Genomic DNA, 16,566 nt, shown 5'->3' on the forward strand with positions numbered 1-16,566 from the left:
TGTATGTGGTCTTGTTTGAGAAACAGTTAAAGTTTCTGAGTTCTCAATTTCTTCCTCATCAGAAGAAAAATCGCCACCGAGAATTCTATTCTGAATTCTCGATATTGCAGAGATAACCTCAGGTATTTTTTTACATGTTCTAATAACTTGCTAGGGTCATCCGCGGATGAGGGTTCGAATAGTATATTAGCTTCGAGTTGTGTAATGGCTTGTGATGCCATTCGTACAAATAAGCTATGGGCTATATCTTTAGTTCGTAAAAATGCAAAATCTAATTGGGTCGCTTTAAGATAGATTTGTAACTGTTTACGTACTCCGGCAAAAGCTACGATAATATGAGGCTGCTGCTTTGGCGAACGGACTCGTTCTTCACTAATACTGATATGGTATACACCATTGTCATTTATTAATTTCTGGCTGGAGGTCAGTTGCCTCATTAATACTGACAACCTCACTCCCTCATTTATTTGTGGAGGGTTGATTAACATCTCTATTTCATCATTTATTCGGTCAAGAGAATAAATTTTAAAATCCCGCCCCATACAACTTCTGATCTCATTAAGTAAAGCTGATGGATCAATCCCTTCCCAGTTAACGTCGTGTTCTAAAATCTCATTACACACTTTGGCCACAGCGTAGCAATCACGTTCCTCCATAGGCAAAGATTCGTAATCTGTAGGTACATATGCAGGAGTGAATATTATATTCTCACCTGAACAAGGTATATCAAGTGCATCAATGAAGCGAACATTTCCCACTTCTATTAGAATATTGTTAGGGTGCAGATCCCCATGTTGTAATTGCATAGCATGTAAATGTAAGACTGCCCTAACTATTTTTTTGCATAGTAATATCAATTCACGACCAACATGACATGATTTGACAGCGTCATTTAGGAATTCCCCATTCAACCATTTTTGGACTAAATAGGTTCCTGCATCTGAAACACCAAAATCAATAACTTCAGCAAGAGAAGAACAGGGCTGGGATTTTATTAGGCGAGCTTTATCGAGAAAATTCTGAAGTTGTAAAGCCTCTTCCGGTCGCTTTATATCTGGTTTCCGCCCATACCATACTTTAACCGAAACACTCTCACCAGAAAAAGTCGATTTATATAAATGACTTATGCCCTGCTTTATATTTTCCTCAATAGGATAAATAACCATTGGAATCAACTCACTTCGATAAGGCTCGAATCTACGTAAGTCAATACCTGTTTTTTCCGGATATCCTAAAGATAAGGTATTAAACGAATTAAGCATCGTTCGCGCATCTGAAAATCGACCTGCGGGAATTAAATCCAAAGCAGTTTCAAACCAAGTGCTAAGTTGTGGATCAACTTCAAAATCAGTTGGACTATTCCAAACAAATAAAGAGTCTTCTTGCTTGGGGGCTTGTAAAAATAAAATATGATGTATAACTACAGCCAATAAATAAACATCTCTACGGAATGGATCGCTCGCTTCACCTTGTCCAATTTCGGAATCCTCAGGTAAAATAGTTTTGCTTGCACGAAGCTGATCACGAAGAGAACCAACTGTTCCTAATTCAGGAAAATATGCGGTCAGGAAACCTGATATAGATATTTTAGATGGCCGTTCTAACCAAATAGTATGATCGCTAATATCCCGATGAGCAACGCCCAAGTCATGTAAATCGGCTGCGTGGGATAAAAGTACCTTTACAAAGTTAACCCTTTCACAGAACTCTAGATCTTCACCAAAACGTTGAATGAATTCATTAAGTCTTAATTGTCTCGACGGTAGTCTATATAGTTCACAGAAGTCAGCATCTATATCATCTCGAGTTGGATGCGATAGAGGTTGCAAAACTACGCTATCAAGTTGTTCATTTTGCTCATGAATGAAACCTAGAACTTTATGCTCTCGCAATGCTATACGGGCTCGTTCATCAATAGTATCGGCTATGCCAGATAATGCTGAGAAATCCTATCGCCTTAATAATGCTTCATGTCGTTGGTCATCTTTTTTGACAGATTTGTATTCTTTGTACAATCCATCAGGATGAGGAAAAGTTGCTTCTCCAACAATTTGGAAATTATTGAATGAAAAACTTGAAGGCTTGAAATCCTTACCTCTAAAAAATGGTGTGAACACCTGCAAATATTCACAAGGCTTACGCGCTTTTTGTGGACCAAATTCGCCTTGGTACCCCCCAGATTTGGCAATTTTTAAAAACTGTTCAAGTGTACATACAAATGATTTTTCATCTTCTGGAATTTCAGAAAAGTCAGCACTCCCACACATGACAACTCTGTAATCAATGTATACTTCTGTTGCTGGCGCACTTAGACGAGTTTTAATCTTTGATGATAAAATTTTCCACTTATCGGCAAGGACTTTAACTGGTGAACGTCCCATGTCATCACCATCACGTAACCAATGATCATGCATTGGTTCAATTTTTCCGCGCCACTTTTTAAGCTCCACGATTAGGAGTCTATCATGCGTCAGAAGAACTAAATCAATCTCTCGATCTCTATAAGTTGTATCCATCATCATGAAACCAGCATAGCCATGCCATTTTTGGCTAAAACTAGATGCATTGAAAACTTCTACCATCCTCTTAATTGCTTCCTTTTCTGAGGCATGGATACCGTCACTACTTAGAATATCAATCTTCATTTTTATATTTTCATCAGGAGTTCCGTCATGTTAACGATTTGCAAGACTCTTAACGGAAACGCAAACAAAAAATGACAGATAACTCGTGAAATCAAGGACAAAATGCAGAACTAACTCAACAGGAGCAGTACTACATACCGCATTCAATTATTGATGAATTTTTCACCACACAACATGATGACATGTAACGTATTGATTTTAAAAATGTTAATAGTTATAAACATATTCCTTGCCATTGTTTGATTTATCAAACTGTGCACATGATCTGTAAGTCGGCAATGGCCTTCTCACTGAGAAGGCCATATTTGTATTGCATCAACCAATTACTGAAATGCACAGTTTCGTTACGCAATTTTCTATAGATTACCGGTAGTCATCAGCAAGTCCGCTACTAAATAACGTTTCTGCATTTTCAGCGGTAGCAACAGCATCCTGCACATCCTGCCGTTTCAAATCTAACACTCGTAATTTACCCTTTACTTCGGCGACAGATTCGATTCGCCTGTAAGCATCAGAATGATGTTCGGCATATAGAGCAAGTTCTTTCAGTTTGGACAAAGCATCAGCCAGATGTAGGCCATGTGGATCTACCAGGTCCACAACTATTTTGCCATCCTGTTCGGCAAAGAACAGGAAATCGGGACGAACAATCTTGTACTGTTCAGCTTCAACATAAGCGATTCCCAGTGACGACTGCCCTGTGTACTGTGGATTACGACAAAGGGAAGACGTGACGACAGGATCTTGATTTCTCGATCAAGATCAGCGCCTAGTTGCGGGTCTTTGGCCTTTGCTTTAGCTATTAAATCAGTCAGCCTGGACATATATTCCTTATTCCTTATCAATTCTGAGCATTGCAGGTTCTGAACGTTTTTCTCTGAGGCGAGCTCAATGTATTGATTTTTTTGTCGGAATCAGAACGCTGAAAAATTGGCGGTAATATTAACACTAATCAACGACTTCAGCGATCCTAAAACAGGAAAGTACAGGTTATTACCAGCATGTTTGCAGCTCGATTCCCTCGATCAGTATCATCAGACAATCCCAAATAATTTCAGATAGATATCATCAAAGTGAATCCCCCGCCTCTTTAACCGGAGTGCGGGGATTTTTATTTTTTCACGCTGAGAACCCTGTATGACTAAACCTCACGGCCTTCAGGCCCTGGAACAACCGCTGTCGGCGCTTCCCGATACGCTTCGTCAGCTTATTCTTGAACGTATTCAGAACCTCACCCACTACGAGCCGGTGATTGGCATCATGGGCAAGAGCGGTGCGGGTAAGTCTTCGCTCTGTAATGAACTCTTCCGGGGTGAGGTCTCCCCCATCAGTGATGTGAACGCCTGTACCCGTGACGTGCTGCGCTTCCGGTTGCGCAGCGGTCGTCACAGTCTGATGATTGTTGATTTACCGGGTGTGGGAGAAAACGGGCTGCGGGACCAGGAATACCGTGCCCTGTACCGGCGTATGCTGCCGGAGCTGGACCTGGTGCTGTGGGTCATTAAAGCCGACGACCGGGCGCTGTCAGTAGACGAGCAGTTCTGGCATGGGGTGATGCAACCTTACCAGCAGCAGGTGCTGTTTGTGCTGAACCAGGCTGACAAAATCGAACCCTGCCACGAATGGGATATCCGCACCAGTACCCCCTCGCCACAGCAGCAGACTAACCTGAAGGCGAAACAGGCCGCCATTACCACGATATTCACTCCCCGTCATCCGGTCTGCATGGTGTCAGCGTTGACCGGTTGGGGCGTGGAAGCGATGGTGGCAACCATGATGCGCTGTCTGCCGGACCATGCCACCAGCCCGGTGGCGACACAACTGCACGGGAGGCTCTGCACCGGGCCGGTCAGGTCACAGGCCCGTGATAGCTTCGGTGAGGCCGTGGGGCGGGTGTTCGATACGGCAGAATCATCGTCGTTTCTGCCTGCGCCGCTGAAGACTGTGATACGTACCGTGCGTGATGCGGTGGTGTCCGTGGCCCGCGCGGTCTGGGACTGGATTTTCTTCTGAATGAGTAAAAGGTCATCAGGACTGTAGTGAATGACTCTGTTTATTCACCGCCTGGTAGATGATTATTTCCAGGCAGACATAACCTGTCCTGACCAGCAAAAGATACCACCAGTCGTAAGCGCGTCACCACTGCCGACGTTGCATCCACACAGTCTTCTTGCACCAGGCGTTTCGCTACGTATGACGGACACAACCCGTCAGTCCCATCCTTTACAGTAATACCATCTTAATTAACCAGTTATTAAACACGGAGATAATGCATGTCTCAGGCTGAGCGTCGTTATGACCGATTGTCTGTCCGGCTATCGCTGATTATCAGCCGTCTGCTCGCGGGTGAAACGCTGAATATGCGCAAACTGGCCGCTGAGTTTGGCGTGTCGGTTCGCACCCTGCATCGTGATTTCCGCGAGCGTCTGATTTACCTCGACATCGAGTATCAGGATGGCTGCTGCCGTCTGCTGACCGGGGGCCGTCAGGAGATTCGGGAGGAGGCAGCAATGCAGTTCGCCCGTCAGTCAGGCACTGGCACATTGTTTCCTGATATGGACCACCATCTGGTCAGTTCGTTGCTGAGTAGCCAGGATTCCTCGCCATGCCTTATCTGGCATCAGGGGGCAACCATACCACTTTCCCGACCGGGCATCTTCACACGACTGGTCAGGGCGGTATCAGAACACCAGAAGGTAACCCTGCTTACTGACGGGAGTCGTTGTGACAGCCTTGCCCCATATCGGCTGATTTTCAGCACCGGTGAGTGGTTTCTGGCGGGAGAACATCTCGGCCGGATAACCGTTTTTGCGCTGCACACCGTTCACTCCGTGACGTTTCACCCGGAAACCTTCACACCAGACGGACATTTCACCCGCATTCTGTCCCGCCCGGACTTTTTACAGGCGTTACCTCATTTTCATATTTTACATTCACTGCTCGCTGACGACAGTTACGGGCAACTTACCCATAAGGAACAGGTATGAAATTATTCACCACGGCGGCGCTGGCCGCCAGCCTCTGCATTACCTCTGTGCCTCCGGTCCTCGCAGATGACATCATGGGCTCCGTCAGGTCCTGGCAGTACATGCAGGCCGACGGCTGGAAATCGGCCGACGGTACGGATAACAACACACTGCATAACGCCCTTTATCAGGCTGATGTAATAGGCAATTATCCCTGGACGAAACAGTTTCTGCTGCGTATTCGTGGCGGCGGTGCCTATTACCTTGCCGACAAGAAAACGCACACGGTACGCAGGCTAAATCTGAAACCGGCCAGCGGCTACACCTCTGACCTGACTTCGGTGTACCAGGGCGAAGACCAGGGGAAAGGCTGTTATTTCACCATTATCGATACGCAATATCAACTGGAGCTGGCCGAAGAACCTCACAGCAATCAGGTGCTGGCCGCCTTCCCGGAAAATTGCGTCAACAAAAAACAACAGGCGGCCCTGGCGGCCAGAAGCTCTGAAGCCGACAGGAAACTGCAGCAATGGGTGGCGCAGCAGAGCCTGGCAGAATTATGTCGTCGTACAGGCAACTGCTGAACCCGCTGAAAAACAACCATAACAGGGAGTTTTACCATGAATATATTCAATACGCGTCTGACGACCTTTCTGGTGGTTATCGGCACTCTGCTGGCATCCGGCTGCGACAGCAAGGAAGATGCTGGCGTGAAGGCGATTGCCCGGTTTAAGGACCTGACTCCGCCGCCGTTCAGCGACGTGGTGTCTCACAAATCCGATGTCGTGCAGGAATGGGTAAAAAAGGATGCCTTCGGCACACCGCTATACACGGTAATGAAAACCCGCCAGTCGCCGGAAGGCTGTGAGTCCGGTAATTATTACTACATTGCTGATATGCAGCAGAAAACGGTGCAGCCGCTGATAGCCGCCCTGTGTCTCGCGGGCAATATTACTCTGAGCTTCCGGATCGAGACTGACAGCTATATGGGTGAAAAATCGGTGGTGTATTCGCACGATGGCAAGGAAATGGGGAAACTCTATCTGCCGGATAACCAGGAGAACCATCCATGAAGAAGCTGAAAGGTGTTATCTCTGCTGCAGTCCTGAGTCTGTATTTGCTGACACCGGCCCATGCTGATGGCGGTTTTCAGGGTGCCATCAAAGGCGGCATTCCGGCCTACACCCGCGATATGCAGCATAACAAACCCTTCTGGTGTAACCAGTACAAACTGGAGAGAAAGATGTGTGAAGTGGTTTCGCAATCGGAAAACGGGCGCGTTGCCATTGTCAGAATGGTCCCCACCGACTGGAAATGCCCCAACGGTATCTGGGGTGTGGTTGACCGTTCTAATGGTGACGCCATGGAGTTGATTCCGACGGCGAAAATGTCCCTGGAGCAGTACTGCAGCAAGGCATTCAGTGCAGGTTTTGTCAAACCACAGAACAGGAAATCACTGGCCGACGTCGTGATGTACTACAACGGCAAGCCAGTCGGTTCTTTCGAATACATTGAAGAGTGAACTCCCTGCCTCAGGGAGAAGCCTCCCATATTCATTTAACACATTAAAAATAAAGGAAAAGAATGAACTGGCATTATGAGAAAAATGGCGTGCGTCACGACAATGTGACCGAAGCCGACATAACCGAACGTATTCAGCGCGGGGAGCTGAATGCCTCAACGCTGGTATGGCAACAGGGCATGACGGAATGGCAGCCGCTGTCAGCCACGCCGCTGGCAGATGTCCTGAAACAATGTGCGGTTCCCCCCGCGCTGCCCGGCAATCGTATCCCCGGAGGCGTGGTCTGGACGCTGGCCTTTGCGCCCCTGATTGGGTATGCCCTGGAGATGTGGACGGCCGGGCTGAGCGGAATGGAATTTGAAGAGGCGTATGCCGCCGTGACGGAGGGGCAATACTGGTTTATCACACTGATACTGAATATTGCGCTGGGGTATCTGGATGAACGACGGCTCCGTAAATCCGGCGTTGATACCGCTGCCTTTGGCTGGCTGGCCTGGCTGGTTCCGTTTTATCTGTGGCGCAGGGCTAAAGCCCTCGGTCAGAAACCGGCTTATTTCTGGGTCTGGTTGGTTATGTTAATACTGGTGTTATTAACTGCCTGATATTCTTTATCACAGAGTTTACTAAATAATCAGGTCATTAGTGTAATTAACAAGTAAATGATGTAAATCGCCTTGGAGCAGCTGTGTCTTATTTGATTCAGAGGACAGTCAAAGTCACAATATAAAATATTCCCCCGTTGAAGTGCATACTTCGGGCATGTGTTTAATAAACAGGCCGGACTTTAATTTCGGCCTCTCGGGGGGAGTTATAAGTGTTGCGGAAACAGGGGGCTTATATTTTTATTTAACATCAGAAACACTGGAGTATTTATCATGAAAAATATTATCACCATTTTAATGGTTGCAGTTATCAGTTTCTTTACCGGTAATGTATCTGCAAACACGGCTGTACCTTTACCGCACAACCTTACTGACGTCACTGACGGTACGGAGTTCTGGTGTCAGGGGACCGATACCACTGATGGAAGATGTAAATACCTGGGTACATCCAAAGACATGCAATACGGTCTGGTACACGCTATGGGCGGTACGGCGTGTTGGGATGGTTTCTACGGCGTGATTAACTTTTACACCGGCAAAGCTCAGACCATCAAATACAACGACAATCAAAGTTGTGAAGGCGATATCAAAGCCAGTTTCGTTACGCTGAAAAACGGTAAACTGGGCGTTAAACTTTACGACAACACAATTCACGAAGTTGTCGGACTTGACCAAATTAAAATCTAAGGAATAAATCATGCGCCTGATCTGTGTGTTATTAATTTATTAATATTAGTAATTAATACAGCGCCTGCCATGATGACAGGCGCTTTTTACTATAAAGTAACAGATATGCCAGACTGTACATCACTTTTATTGCCTGAAGGCGAAGGCCCTTTCTCACGCACGCAGGCGATTGCCGTCACAACAGCTTACCGCAATGTGTTTATTGAAGATGACCAGGGCACACATTTCCGGCTGGTCATACGCGACAGTTATAATCAGTTGCTCCGGTGGGCATGGAATTTTGAAGCCCGTGCCTGGTACTGGCTGAACCGCTATCTGCTCAGCCACGGAATACCCCGACACTGACTCACCGCTGCTCACCCCACCAGCAACCACGCCAACAGGCCATGTTCCCACAGGAGCATGGCTTTTTGTTTATGCAGTTAAATCAACCCACGAAGGAAATTAACAATGCGCTTAGCCAGCCGCTTTGGACGGATTAACCAGATACGCCGCGACCGTCCCTTAACCCGTGAAGAATTAATACAGGTGGTCCCCAGCGTTTTTGGTGAGGACAAACATGCGTCCCGCAGTGAACGCTACACCTGCATACCGACCATCACCATCCTGGAAAACCTTCAACGGGAAGGGTTCCAGCCGTTCTTCGCTTGTCAGTCACGGGTTCGTGACCCTGCTCGTCGGGAATATACGAAGCACATGCTCCGCCTGCGTCGCACCGGTCAGATACACGGTCAGCAGGTGCCGGAAATCATCATCCTGAATTCGCACAGTGGTGAGTCCAGTTTTCAGTTATTGCCGGGAATTTTCCGCAGCGTATGCACGAATTCGCTCGTCTGCGGGCAGTCCTTTGGCGAAATCAGAGTTCCGCACCGGGGCGATGTCGTTAACAAGGTCATTGAGGGAGCCTACGACGTACTCAGCGTCTTTGACCGGATGGAAGAGAAGCGCGACGCCATGCAGTCACTTTTATTACCGCCACTGGCACAGCATGCACTGGCGAATGCTGCCCTGACGTACCGTTTTGGTGAAGAACATCAGCCGGTGACGGCAACGCAGATACTGACACCCCGACGTTATGAAGACCGCAGTGATGACCTGTGGACAACGTACCAGCGTATCCAGGAGAACCTGCTGAAAGGCGGGCTTCCGGGACGTACTGCGAAGGGCAAACGCAGCCATACCCGAGCCGTTAACGGCATTGACGGGGACATCAGGCTAAACCGTGCCCTGTGGGTGATGGCGGAACAGATGCAGCAGGCGCTGAGTTGATGCGCCATGTTCCTGCTGATGCCCGTCAGGCCAGAATATATCCGGTATCCCTGGCGAACCAGCCAGGCTGCCGTTCCATATCCGACGACGACCTCTGTGCCTGGTGTTCTCACCTCTGTTACCGGCCCGGTGAGCTCAGCCTGTGTCGGCTGTTCATTACTGATGGTACCTGGCCCGCACGGTCTGGCGCTGACGGCTATGCACAGTCCTGCCCGGCATTCCACCTGAACCAGAATACTCACCCCGGCAAATAAGACGAAAAGCTTGTTCTCCTGCCCCCCGATATTGCCAGTAACAACATCCGAAAGTCACCCCACTCCGCTTATTCACCGACAGACACCCCGGGCCATGCTCTTCCCGTGCATGGCCTTTTCATTTATCTCAGCGTAATCAGGAGGTTCCCCATGGGACTCGATTTATATTTCATTAAACGTCCGGCCGAAACCACGGCAGACACCACCCGCCGGGAGCAGGACGAGGCCGTCGGGTATTACCGCAAGTTCAACGCTCTGCTCAACTGGATTGATGCCAACGCCGGGGAGGTGGAGAACTGTACTGATGTCCCCCTGACCCGCCAGGACCTGGAAAAACTCCGGGCCACTCTTGACCGCCTCACGCCGGAAAACTGCCACGACCTGTTCCCGACCACCGAAGGGTTCTTCTTCGGCTCGCAGGAGTACGACGACAGTTACTGGTCTGACGTGGAAAACCTGAAACAGTTTGTACAGCAACAGCTGGCGTCGTTTGATTTCAACACCCACCGCCTGTGTTTCCACGCCTGGTGGTGACGTCCCCGTAGATCCCCTTCAGTTCAGCCGGTTCCGGATATCCCCGAACCGGTTATATTTCAGTCTGTTAAGGAAACCATAATGACCACAGCAATTAACCCTGAACTTATCCCTGCGCCTGATGAAACCCTCATCACCGCCACGCCCGTACCGGATGAGGACCGCCCTGACTTCTGGCCCCGCCACTTCCGGGGCGTTCCGCAGTGGATATTACTGGAGCCCCGTATCTTCGCCTGGACGGACCGCCTGTGCGCGGACTACAGCGGCGGTATCTGGCAGTTTTACACGCTGAGCAACGGTGGCGCATTTATGGCCCCGGAGGCGGATGACGGGGACGACACCTGGTCACTGTTCAACGCCATGAACGGCAACAGCGCGGACATGAGCCCTGAGGCGGTCGGGATCACCGCCTGCCTGCTGGAGTACAGCCACCATGCCTGCCGTACCGGCAGCGACCTGATGACCGCGCATTACCTCCACCTGCGGGATTATACCCTTAACCATCCTGAATGCAGCGCCATCATGCATATCACCGACTGAGGATACCGACATGAGACAACAGTTACCGCTGTTTGCCGCCACATTACCGGCATCCGCACAACAAATCATCCGGGAAGCCTTAACCCTGCTGGAGAGCCAGTTACGCGAACCCGGGGCGGCATTTACCTCCAGCCATGCTGTCCGGGACTGGCTACGCCTGCAACTCTCCGCGCCAGAGCGGGAAGAATTTGTTGCGCTCTTCCTCGATAACCAGCATCGCCTTATTGCTCACGAAACGCTCTTCAGCGGCACTATCAACCATACTCAGGTCCATCCCCGCGAAGTGGTGAAATCCGGTCTGAAACATAACGCCGCCGCTGTCATTGTGGCGCATTGTCATCCGTCGGGGCTTGCCGATCCCAGCCTGGCGGACCGTCAGATAACAGAGCGGCTCAGACAGGCCCTGGACCTGGTGGATATCCGTCTGCTGGATCACCTGGTGGTTGGCGGCATGGAGATTGTCTCGTTCGCTGAACGCGGCTGGCTTTAAAAAGGTAATGACACCATGAGAAACGATGAAACGCAGGTTATACCCGCTGATATTTTCAGTGGCGTGACCGTTCTTCGTCTGGAGAACGGGGATGAAGCGGTTTATGTACACGGTCTCTTCCTGGAGTGTGCTGATATCGCGCAGGGCGACAAACCTCTCACGGATATTGCAGCACGCCTCGCCGGGCTCCTGAAGATACCGTTCAGACAGATAACGCTACCTGTCCCGGAGGATGAGGAGTGGTGCTGGAATGATATTGTTGATGCCCTGCTGAAAAACACCAGCTCAGGCGGGACTGCCGTATGAAAATTATCAGCAAACGCCGGGCAATGGCGATATACCGCCGGCACCCGCAGTCCCGTCTGTTTCGCTTCTGTACCGGGAAATATCCGTGGTCCGGCAGCGTCTGTCACTGGTACGACCGGGACGTACAGGATATCAGTGGCGTACTGGCCGTGTACGCTGAACGACGCCGGGACCGCCACGGCCCGTACACCCGCCTGATGTGCGTCACCCTGAATTAACCCACGGAGGAAAACCGATGTCAGATAACCCCGACCGCAAACAACCGGATAATCATTCAGTCCCCTGCATCCGGGGCCGTCTGCTGCAGGACGGCTGTCTGTTCCGTTTACAGACCAGCAGGGACGATATCAGGGCGGCATTCACGGAGGAGGAGGCCCGCTGGCTGGAGCAGGCCTTCCCGCTGATATTACAGCAGATGGTCACGATGGCGTCCCCCGGCTCACCGGAGGCACAGACGCCGCATGTCTTTCACCACAACGGGCTGACCTGTGAATCAGAACCCGGTCCACAGGGCGCTGTCAGCCTGATGATTTACCCGAAATCTGATGAATCCCCCTTGTCAGAGGAACCCTTAAATGACGAAGACCACAACCACCGTACATGACCTCACGTCTCCCTGGTGGGGACTCCGCCGCAATGTGTCACCATGTTTTGGCGCACGGCTGGTTCAGGAGGGCAACCGCCTGCATTACCTGGCTGACCGCGCCGGCATTACCGGACAGTTCAGCGACGCGGATTTACGTCACCTGGACCAGGCCTTTCCGGTACTACTGAAACAACTGGAGCTGATGTTACTTTCCGGTGAGCTTAATCCCCGCCATCAGCACTGCGTCACCCTGTACGCAAAGGGACTGGTATGCGAGGCCGACTCACTCGGGTCGTGCGGCTACATTTATCTCGCCATTTACCCCGGAGAACCGCCTGAAACCGGAGGTATGGCACGATGAGCCGGGTCATTTCCACCACGGTGTATCTGTCTGATGAACTCTCAGAGTCAGCCCGCAAGAAGGCCCGCGCCTGGTACTGCGAAGGGGGGCTGGAGTATGAGTGGTACGACGCTGTTTATGAGGATTTCACCCTGATTTGCAACATCCTGGGCGTGAGACTCAAAACACGTATCTTCACCACCACCGGCGGCAGATCCTACGAAAAAGCCTGTATCTGGTTTTCCGGTTTCTGCTGTCAGGGGGACGGAGCCTGCTTTGAGGGGCTGTACCACTATCAGCCCGGTGCCGCACAACACATCAGAAAGCATGCGCCTCAGGACGAAGCGCTTCACCGTATTGCTGATGAGCTGCAGGCAATCCAGCAGCGTAACCTCTGGCAGCTTCAGGCTGATATTCAGCATCAGGGGCGCTATTACCATGAATACAGTATGCACATTACTGTTGAGCGGGACTCCCCCACCGGTCAGGAAGCCACCGATGACGCAGACGGTGTCCTGGGTGACGCGTTACGCGATCTGGCCCGCTGGTTATATCAGCAACTTGAAACGCAATACGACTGGCTGACCTCACCGGAGGCCGTGGATGAGGCGCTTATCGCCGGCGGTTACACCTTCACCGAAACCGGCCAGCGCTTCGGTTAAACTTTTTCGTCACTCCCTTCCGGTTCATTTCTTACCTTCCACCAACAGAGAACACATTATGCAGATTTTACCCTCACTCCCGCCCGGGGCGACTTCGTCACACCCCACGCCTGTCGGCATCTGGCAGACCCTGCTGTCGCATCTGCTGCAACAACACTACGGTCTGATGCTGAACGACACCCCGTTTGCTAACGACGGCGTCATTGAGCAGCATATCAACGCCGGCATCTCCCTGTGCGATGCGCTGAACGGTATTGTTGAAAAATATGACCTGGTCCGGACCGACCGCCCGGGATTCAGTATTGCAGTGCAGTCTCCGTTCATTACCCGTATCGATATTCTCCGCGCCAGAAAAGCCTGTGGCCTGATGAAACGTCGTGGCTACCGGGCCGTTACCGACATCACCACCGGCAGATACAGCGGGGTGGCACGATGAAGCTGTCCATGACCGTGGAAGCCGATACAATCAACGTCCGGGCCCTTAATGGGGGCCGGATCGTCGTGGATATCGACGGTATTGAACTCGCCAGCCTGATCGATGTGGTCTGTGATAACGGATATTCACTTCGCGTTGCTGACGAGCCCGGAAAGCTGATTGTTGAAGATCCGCTTCCGCCCGTCGCCCGCGTTAACGGCATTCAGTGCAGCACCGCACATATCACGGAGAAAGACAATGCTCTGCTGTTTACCCTTTCACACCAGTATGAAGACTTTGGCGAGTCGGAGTGGATTTTGTATACCGGCTCCGGCTACTTACTCCACCTGGAGGCATGGTCATTTCCGGTTCTGCGGCTTAAACGGCTGGGGCTGTCGAAAGCCTGTCGACGGTTAGTGGTGACGCTGATACGCCGTTACGCCGCTGGTATTCTCCACCTGGATGCTTTCGGCGAACTCCTGCCAGGCTTTGCCACCTTCGACTGGTAACCCACTTCCCCACTGAGGTAAACACATGCCATTAACCACTGAAGAAGGGCTGCAGATCCTGATCTGCTGGCTGCAGGACAATATCGACTGTGGTACAGAGATCATCTTCGATAACGACGATACTCTCACCGGTTCAGCAGCACTCCTGCCCTCTGTTGAACAGGCCCTGAACGAGGTCCGGATGATACACTACCTCCGGCTTTTACTTTCTCCGCAGTAACACCACCTTACTGACACTCGCATAAGCGCCGGTCCTCACAGACCGGCGTTTTGTGCTTATATAAAGGAAAGAAAATAATGTCAGAACACACTAATGCCGACCCCGAAGTCTTAACTGACCATACCGATATGATTTGCTCCACCAGCATTGAACGTATCGTCACCGGACGCAACGCTGCACTTGAACAGATCAGAACCGTGACTGAGCGGATTGCAGAAATATCGGCGCTGACCAGAAGCATCGGCGGTAAAGCCGCCCTGGACTGGGGCATGAAGCAGGATTTTCGCTGCGGCTGCTGGCTGATGGAGAAACCAGAAGCGGCAATGAAAGCTATTACCCGTAATCTCGATCGCAGCATATGGCGGGACCTGATGAAGAAGTCCGGAATGCTGAGTCTGATGGACGCTCAGGCCCGTGACCAGTGGTACAGAAACCTTGAAGGTGATGATATTCCAGCCATCAGTGAAGCGAATATACTCAGTACCTTTGAGCAACTGCACCAGAGCAAAGACGAGGTGTTTGAACGCGGTGTGATTAATGTGTTCAAAAGCCTTAGCTGGGATTTTAAGTCAAATTCGCCGTGTAAATTCGGGAAAAAAATTATCGTGAACGGTCTGGTAAAATGCGACAGATGGGGATTTGGACTGAACTGGGGCTGGCAGCGTGATCGGCTCGCTGACCTGGAACGTATGCTTATGCTGCTGGATGGGAAACCCGCTCCTGATAACCGTGCTGATGTGACCCGACGCCTAGGCGATCACATTCACGATAACAGAGGGAGTAACAGTTACGAGGACGAGATGTTTAAAATCAAATATTTTCAGAAGGGAACTGCCCATATTACTTTCAAACGACCGGAACTGGTGGATAAACTGAACGACATCATCGCCAGACACTACCCGGGGAGAGTGGCGGCAGGATGAGGCTCAATCGACACGCTGATGTCCGGTACAGGCTGATTTACACCGATGCAAGCCGGACGCTGATGGCATACTGAATGGCACACCAGAAAAAACAGGAAAAGAAAAAGGCCATGCTAATCAATAGCATGGCCTCGAATAGTGGCGGAACGGACGGGACTCGAACCCGCGACCCCCTGCGTGACAGGCAGGTATTCTAACCAACTGAACTACCGCTCCGTGATGTTCCCGCTGGGAACGAGGCGAATATTACGGTTTGCGGTGTCGCCCGTCAACGCTTTTTCTCACCTTTTGAATCAGTTGCTGCAAAAATCGCCCGAAGGATGATTTTTATAGCCTAAAAAGGAATAAATTACGCCCGCCAAAGGCAACTTCCGCCCTTTTTCTGCACCAGATCAAGCCGCGATTCATGCGCAGCCAGCTCTTCCTCAGAGGCAAAAACGACCCGTAACCGGCTGGCCTGGCGAACGATTCGCTGAATGGTCGCTTCACCTTGCTGCCGTTGCGTCTCTCCTTCCATCGCAAACGTCATGGACGTTTGTCCGCCCGTCATCGCCAGATACACTTCAGCAAGGATCTGGGCATCGAGCAATGCGCCGTGCAAAGTACGTTTGCTATTATCTATCTCATAACGCGAACACAGTGCATCAAGGCTGTTACGCTTGCCGGGGAACATTTTCCGCGCCAACGCCAGGCTGTCGGTAACTTTGCAGAAAGTATTGGTTTTAGGAATATCGCGTTTAAGCAGACCAAACTCATAATCCATAAAGCCGATATCGAACGATGCGTTATGGATGACCAGCTCCGCGCCGCGGATATAATCAAGAAACTCATCGACCACATCAGCAAAAACCGGCTTATCCAGCAGAAACTCATCGGCAATACCGTGTACGCCAAAAGCCTCTGGATCGACAAGGCGATCGGGCTTCAGGTAAACATGAAAATTGTTGCCGGTCAGACGACGGTTTATCACCTCAACCGCACCGATCTCAATAATCTTGTGACCTTCATAGTGCGCGCCTATCTGGTTCATACCGGTGGTTTCGGTATCGAGGACAATCTGTCGTGTAATTGCAGTGCTCATATCGGTCATTTATGT

The 16,566-nt window shown here is 50.5% G+C and carries 26 protein-coding genes and 1 tRNA gene; 22 read left to right on the forward strand and 5 right to left on the reverse strand.

Translation table 11 applies throughout. From position 1 onward, the window contains the following. Positions 1–26: 26 nt before the first annotated feature. The 3 genes from LDB27_RS17290 to LDB27_RS17300 all read right to left on the reverse strand — a co-directional run bounded on the left by LDB27_RS17290 (position 27) and on the right by LDB27_RS17300 (position 3,245). Positions 27–1,892 carry a protein kinase domain-containing protein gene (locus LDB27_RS17290; protein WP_225519876.1) on the reverse strand — a complete coding sequence of 622 codons (1,866 nt, stop codon included), beginning with the start codon at positions 1,890–1,892 and terminating at the stop codon, positions 27–29. Between the two features lie 57 nt (positions 1,893–1,949). Further along, a complete protein-coding gene (locus LDB27_RS17295) occupies positions 1,950–2,645 on the reverse strand; it encodes a nuclease-related domain-containing protein (RefSeq protein WP_225519877.1) in 696 nt (231 codons plus the stop codon). Between the two features lie 363 nt (positions 2,646–3,008). Further along, a complete protein-coding gene (locus tag LDB27_RS17300; RefSeq protein ID WP_225519878.1) occupies positions 3,009–3,245 on the reverse strand; it encodes a hypothetical protein in 237 nt (78 codons plus the stop codon). 537 nt (positions 3,246–3,782) lie between these two features. On the opposite strand from LDB27_RS17300, the gene LDB27_RS17305 reads away from it, so the two are divergent. The 22 genes from LDB27_RS17305 (at position 3,783) to LDB27_RS17410 (ending at position 15,470) form a co-directional block, all read left to right on the forward strand. Beyond that, on the forward strand, positions 3,783–4,658 hold the full coding sequence (locus tag LDB27_RS17305; RefSeq protein WP_000165430.1) for a GTPase family protein: 876 nt from the start codon (positions 3,783–3,785) through the stop codon (positions 4,656–4,658). A gap of 260 nt (positions 4,659–4,918) precedes the next feature. After that, on the forward strand, positions 4,919–5,632 hold the full coding sequence (locus tag LDB27_RS17310; protein ID WP_000075762.1) for a WYL domain-containing protein: 714 nt from the start codon (positions 4,919–4,921) through the stop codon (positions 5,630–5,632). Then, on the forward strand, positions 5,629–6,195 hold the full coding sequence (locus LDB27_RS17315) for a hypothetical protein (RefSeq protein WP_000765650.1): 567 nt from the start codon (positions 5,629–5,631) through the stop codon (positions 6,193–6,195). The genes LDB27_RS17310 and LDB27_RS17315 overlap by 4 nt, the downstream gene beginning before the upstream one ends. A gap of 36 nt (positions 6,196–6,231) precedes the next feature. Continuing rightward, complete coding sequence (locus LDB27_RS17320; protein ID WP_001020193.1) at positions 6,232–6,684, forward strand: YfjS/YafY family lipoprotein; 453 nt, start codon at positions 6,232–6,234, stop codon at positions 6,682–6,684. Beyond that, positions 6,681–7,133, forward strand: coding sequence for a hypothetical protein (locus LDB27_RS17325; RefSeq protein ID WP_000734135.1), 453 nt, complete (start codon positions 6,681–6,683; stop codon positions 7,131–7,133). Before LDB27_RS17320 ends, LDB27_RS17325 begins: the two co-directional genes overlap by 4 nt. A 62-nt stretch (positions 7,134–7,195) precedes the next feature. Then, positions 7,196–7,735, forward strand: coding sequence for a DUF4339 domain-containing protein (locus tag LDB27_RS17330; RefSeq protein ID WP_001104017.1), 540 nt, complete (start codon positions 7,196–7,198; stop codon positions 7,733–7,735). Positions 7,736–8,008: 273 nt separating this feature from the next. Then, positions 8,009–8,422, forward strand: coding sequence for a hypothetical protein (locus tag LDB27_RS17335; protein WP_000789537.1), 414 nt, complete (start codon positions 8,009–8,011; stop codon positions 8,420–8,422). A 105-nt stretch (positions 8,423–8,527) separates the two neighbouring features. Continuing rightward, a complete protein-coding gene (locus LDB27_RS17340) occupies positions 8,528–8,767 on the forward strand; it encodes a DUF905 family protein (RefSeq protein ID WP_225519951.1) in 240 nt (79 codons plus the stop codon). Positions 8,768–8,872: 105 nt separating this feature from the next. Further along, a complete protein-coding gene (locus tag LDB27_RS17345; RefSeq protein WP_001234415.1) occupies positions 8,873–9,691 on the forward strand; it encodes a DUF932 domain-containing protein in 819 nt (272 codons plus the stop codon). Further along, entirely contained in the window at positions 9,691–9,945 is a 255-nt protein-coding gene (locus tag LDB27_RS17350; RefSeq protein ID WP_001575635.1) for a hypothetical protein, read from the forward strand. The genes LDB27_RS17345 and LDB27_RS17350 overlap by 1 nt, the downstream gene beginning before the upstream one ends. 150 nt (positions 9,946–10,095) lie before the next feature. Beyond that, positions 10,096–10,479: a hypothetical protein gene (locus LDB27_RS17355; RefSeq protein WP_000522006.1), complete on the forward strand. Its 384-nt coding sequence runs from the start codon at positions 10,096–10,098 to the stop codon at positions 10,477–10,479. Between the two features lie 81 nt (positions 10,480–10,560). Beyond that, the gene (locus LDB27_RS17360; protein WP_000205295.1) at positions 10,561–11,019 is read left to right on the forward strand and encodes an antirestriction protein; all 459 of its coding nucleotides are present in this window, start codon (positions 10,561–10,563) and stop codon (positions 11,017–11,019) included. A 10-nt stretch (positions 11,020–11,029) separates the two neighbouring features. Further along, positions 11,030–11,509 carry a RadC family protein gene (gene radC / locus LDB27_RS17365; protein WP_001249724.1) on the forward strand — a complete coding sequence of 160 codons (480 nt, stop codon included), beginning with the start codon at positions 11,030–11,032 and terminating at the stop codon, positions 11,507–11,509. Between the two features lie 15 nt (positions 11,510–11,524). After that, complete coding sequence (locus tag LDB27_RS17370) at positions 11,525–11,815, forward strand: hypothetical protein (protein ID WP_001243218.1); 291 nt, start codon at positions 11,525–11,527, stop codon at positions 11,813–11,815. Next, the gene (locus LDB27_RS17375; protein ID WP_000691989.1) at positions 11,812–12,033 is read left to right on the forward strand and encodes a DUF987 family protein; all 222 of its coding nucleotides are present in this window, start codon (positions 11,812–11,814) and stop codon (positions 12,031–12,033) included. Before LDB27_RS17370 ends, LDB27_RS17375 begins: the two co-directional genes overlap by 4 nt. 17 nt (positions 12,034–12,050) lie before the next feature. After that, positions 12,051–12,419: a type IV toxin-antitoxin system YeeU family antitoxin gene (locus LDB27_RS17380; RefSeq protein WP_001282841.1), complete on the forward strand. Its 369-nt coding sequence runs from the start codon at positions 12,051–12,053 to the stop codon at positions 12,417–12,419. Then, complete coding sequence (locus LDB27_RS17385) at positions 12,391–12,762, forward strand: type IV toxin-antitoxin system YeeU family antitoxin (RefSeq protein WP_000169463.1); 372 nt, start codon at positions 12,391–12,393, stop codon at positions 12,760–12,762. Before LDB27_RS17380 ends, LDB27_RS17385 begins: the two co-directional genes overlap by 29 nt. Then, positions 12,759–13,403 (forward strand): hypothetical protein, encoded by a 645-nt coding sequence (locus LDB27_RS17390; protein ID WP_000091992.1) that lies wholly within the window; start codon positions 12,759–12,761, stop codon positions 13,401–13,403. Before LDB27_RS17385 ends, LDB27_RS17390 begins: the two co-directional genes overlap by 4 nt. A 58-nt stretch (positions 13,404–13,461) precedes the next feature. Continuing rightward, complete coding sequence (locus tag LDB27_RS17395) at positions 13,462–13,839, forward strand: TA system toxin CbtA family protein (RefSeq protein ID WP_001166553.1); 378 nt, start codon at positions 13,462–13,464, stop codon at positions 13,837–13,839. Further along, a complete protein-coding gene (locus tag LDB27_RS17400; protein ID WP_000777708.1) occupies positions 13,836–14,327 on the forward strand; it encodes a DUF5983 family protein in 492 nt (163 codons plus the stop codon). The genes LDB27_RS17395 and LDB27_RS17400 overlap by 4 nt, the downstream gene beginning before the upstream one ends. Positions 14,328–14,352: 25 nt before the next feature. After that, complete coding sequence (locus tag LDB27_RS17405; protein ID WP_001537473.1) at positions 14,353–14,547, forward strand: DUF957 domain-containing protein; 195 nt, start codon at positions 14,353–14,355, stop codon at positions 14,545–14,547. A gap of 77 nt (positions 14,548–14,624) precedes the next feature. Then, a complete protein-coding gene (locus LDB27_RS17410; protein WP_001289297.1) occupies positions 14,625–15,470 on the forward strand; it encodes a DUF4942 domain-containing protein in 846 nt (281 codons plus the stop codon). 139 nt (positions 15,471–15,609) lie between these two features. Here the strand turns inward: LDB27_RS17410 and LDB27_RS17415 are convergent. Together LDB27_RS17415 and dnaQ are read right to left on the reverse strand one after the other, a co-directional pair. After that, a tRNA-Asp gene (locus LDB27_RS17415) sits at positions 15,610–15,686 on the reverse strand. A 133-nt stretch (positions 15,687–15,819) separates the two neighbouring features. Next, positions 15,820–16,551 (reverse strand): DNA polymerase III subunit epsilon, encoded by a 732-nt coding sequence (dnaQ, locus tag LDB27_RS17420; protein ID WP_001670675.1) that lies wholly within the window; start codon positions 16,549–16,551, stop codon positions 15,820–15,822. Positions 16,552–16,566: the final 15 nt, after the last annotated feature.

It is taken from the genome of Salmonella sp. JXY0409-18 (assembly GCF_020268625.1).
Classification (GTDB): Bacteria; Pseudomonadota; Gammaproteobacteria; order Enterobacterales; family Enterobacteriaceae; genus Salmonella; species Salmonella enterica.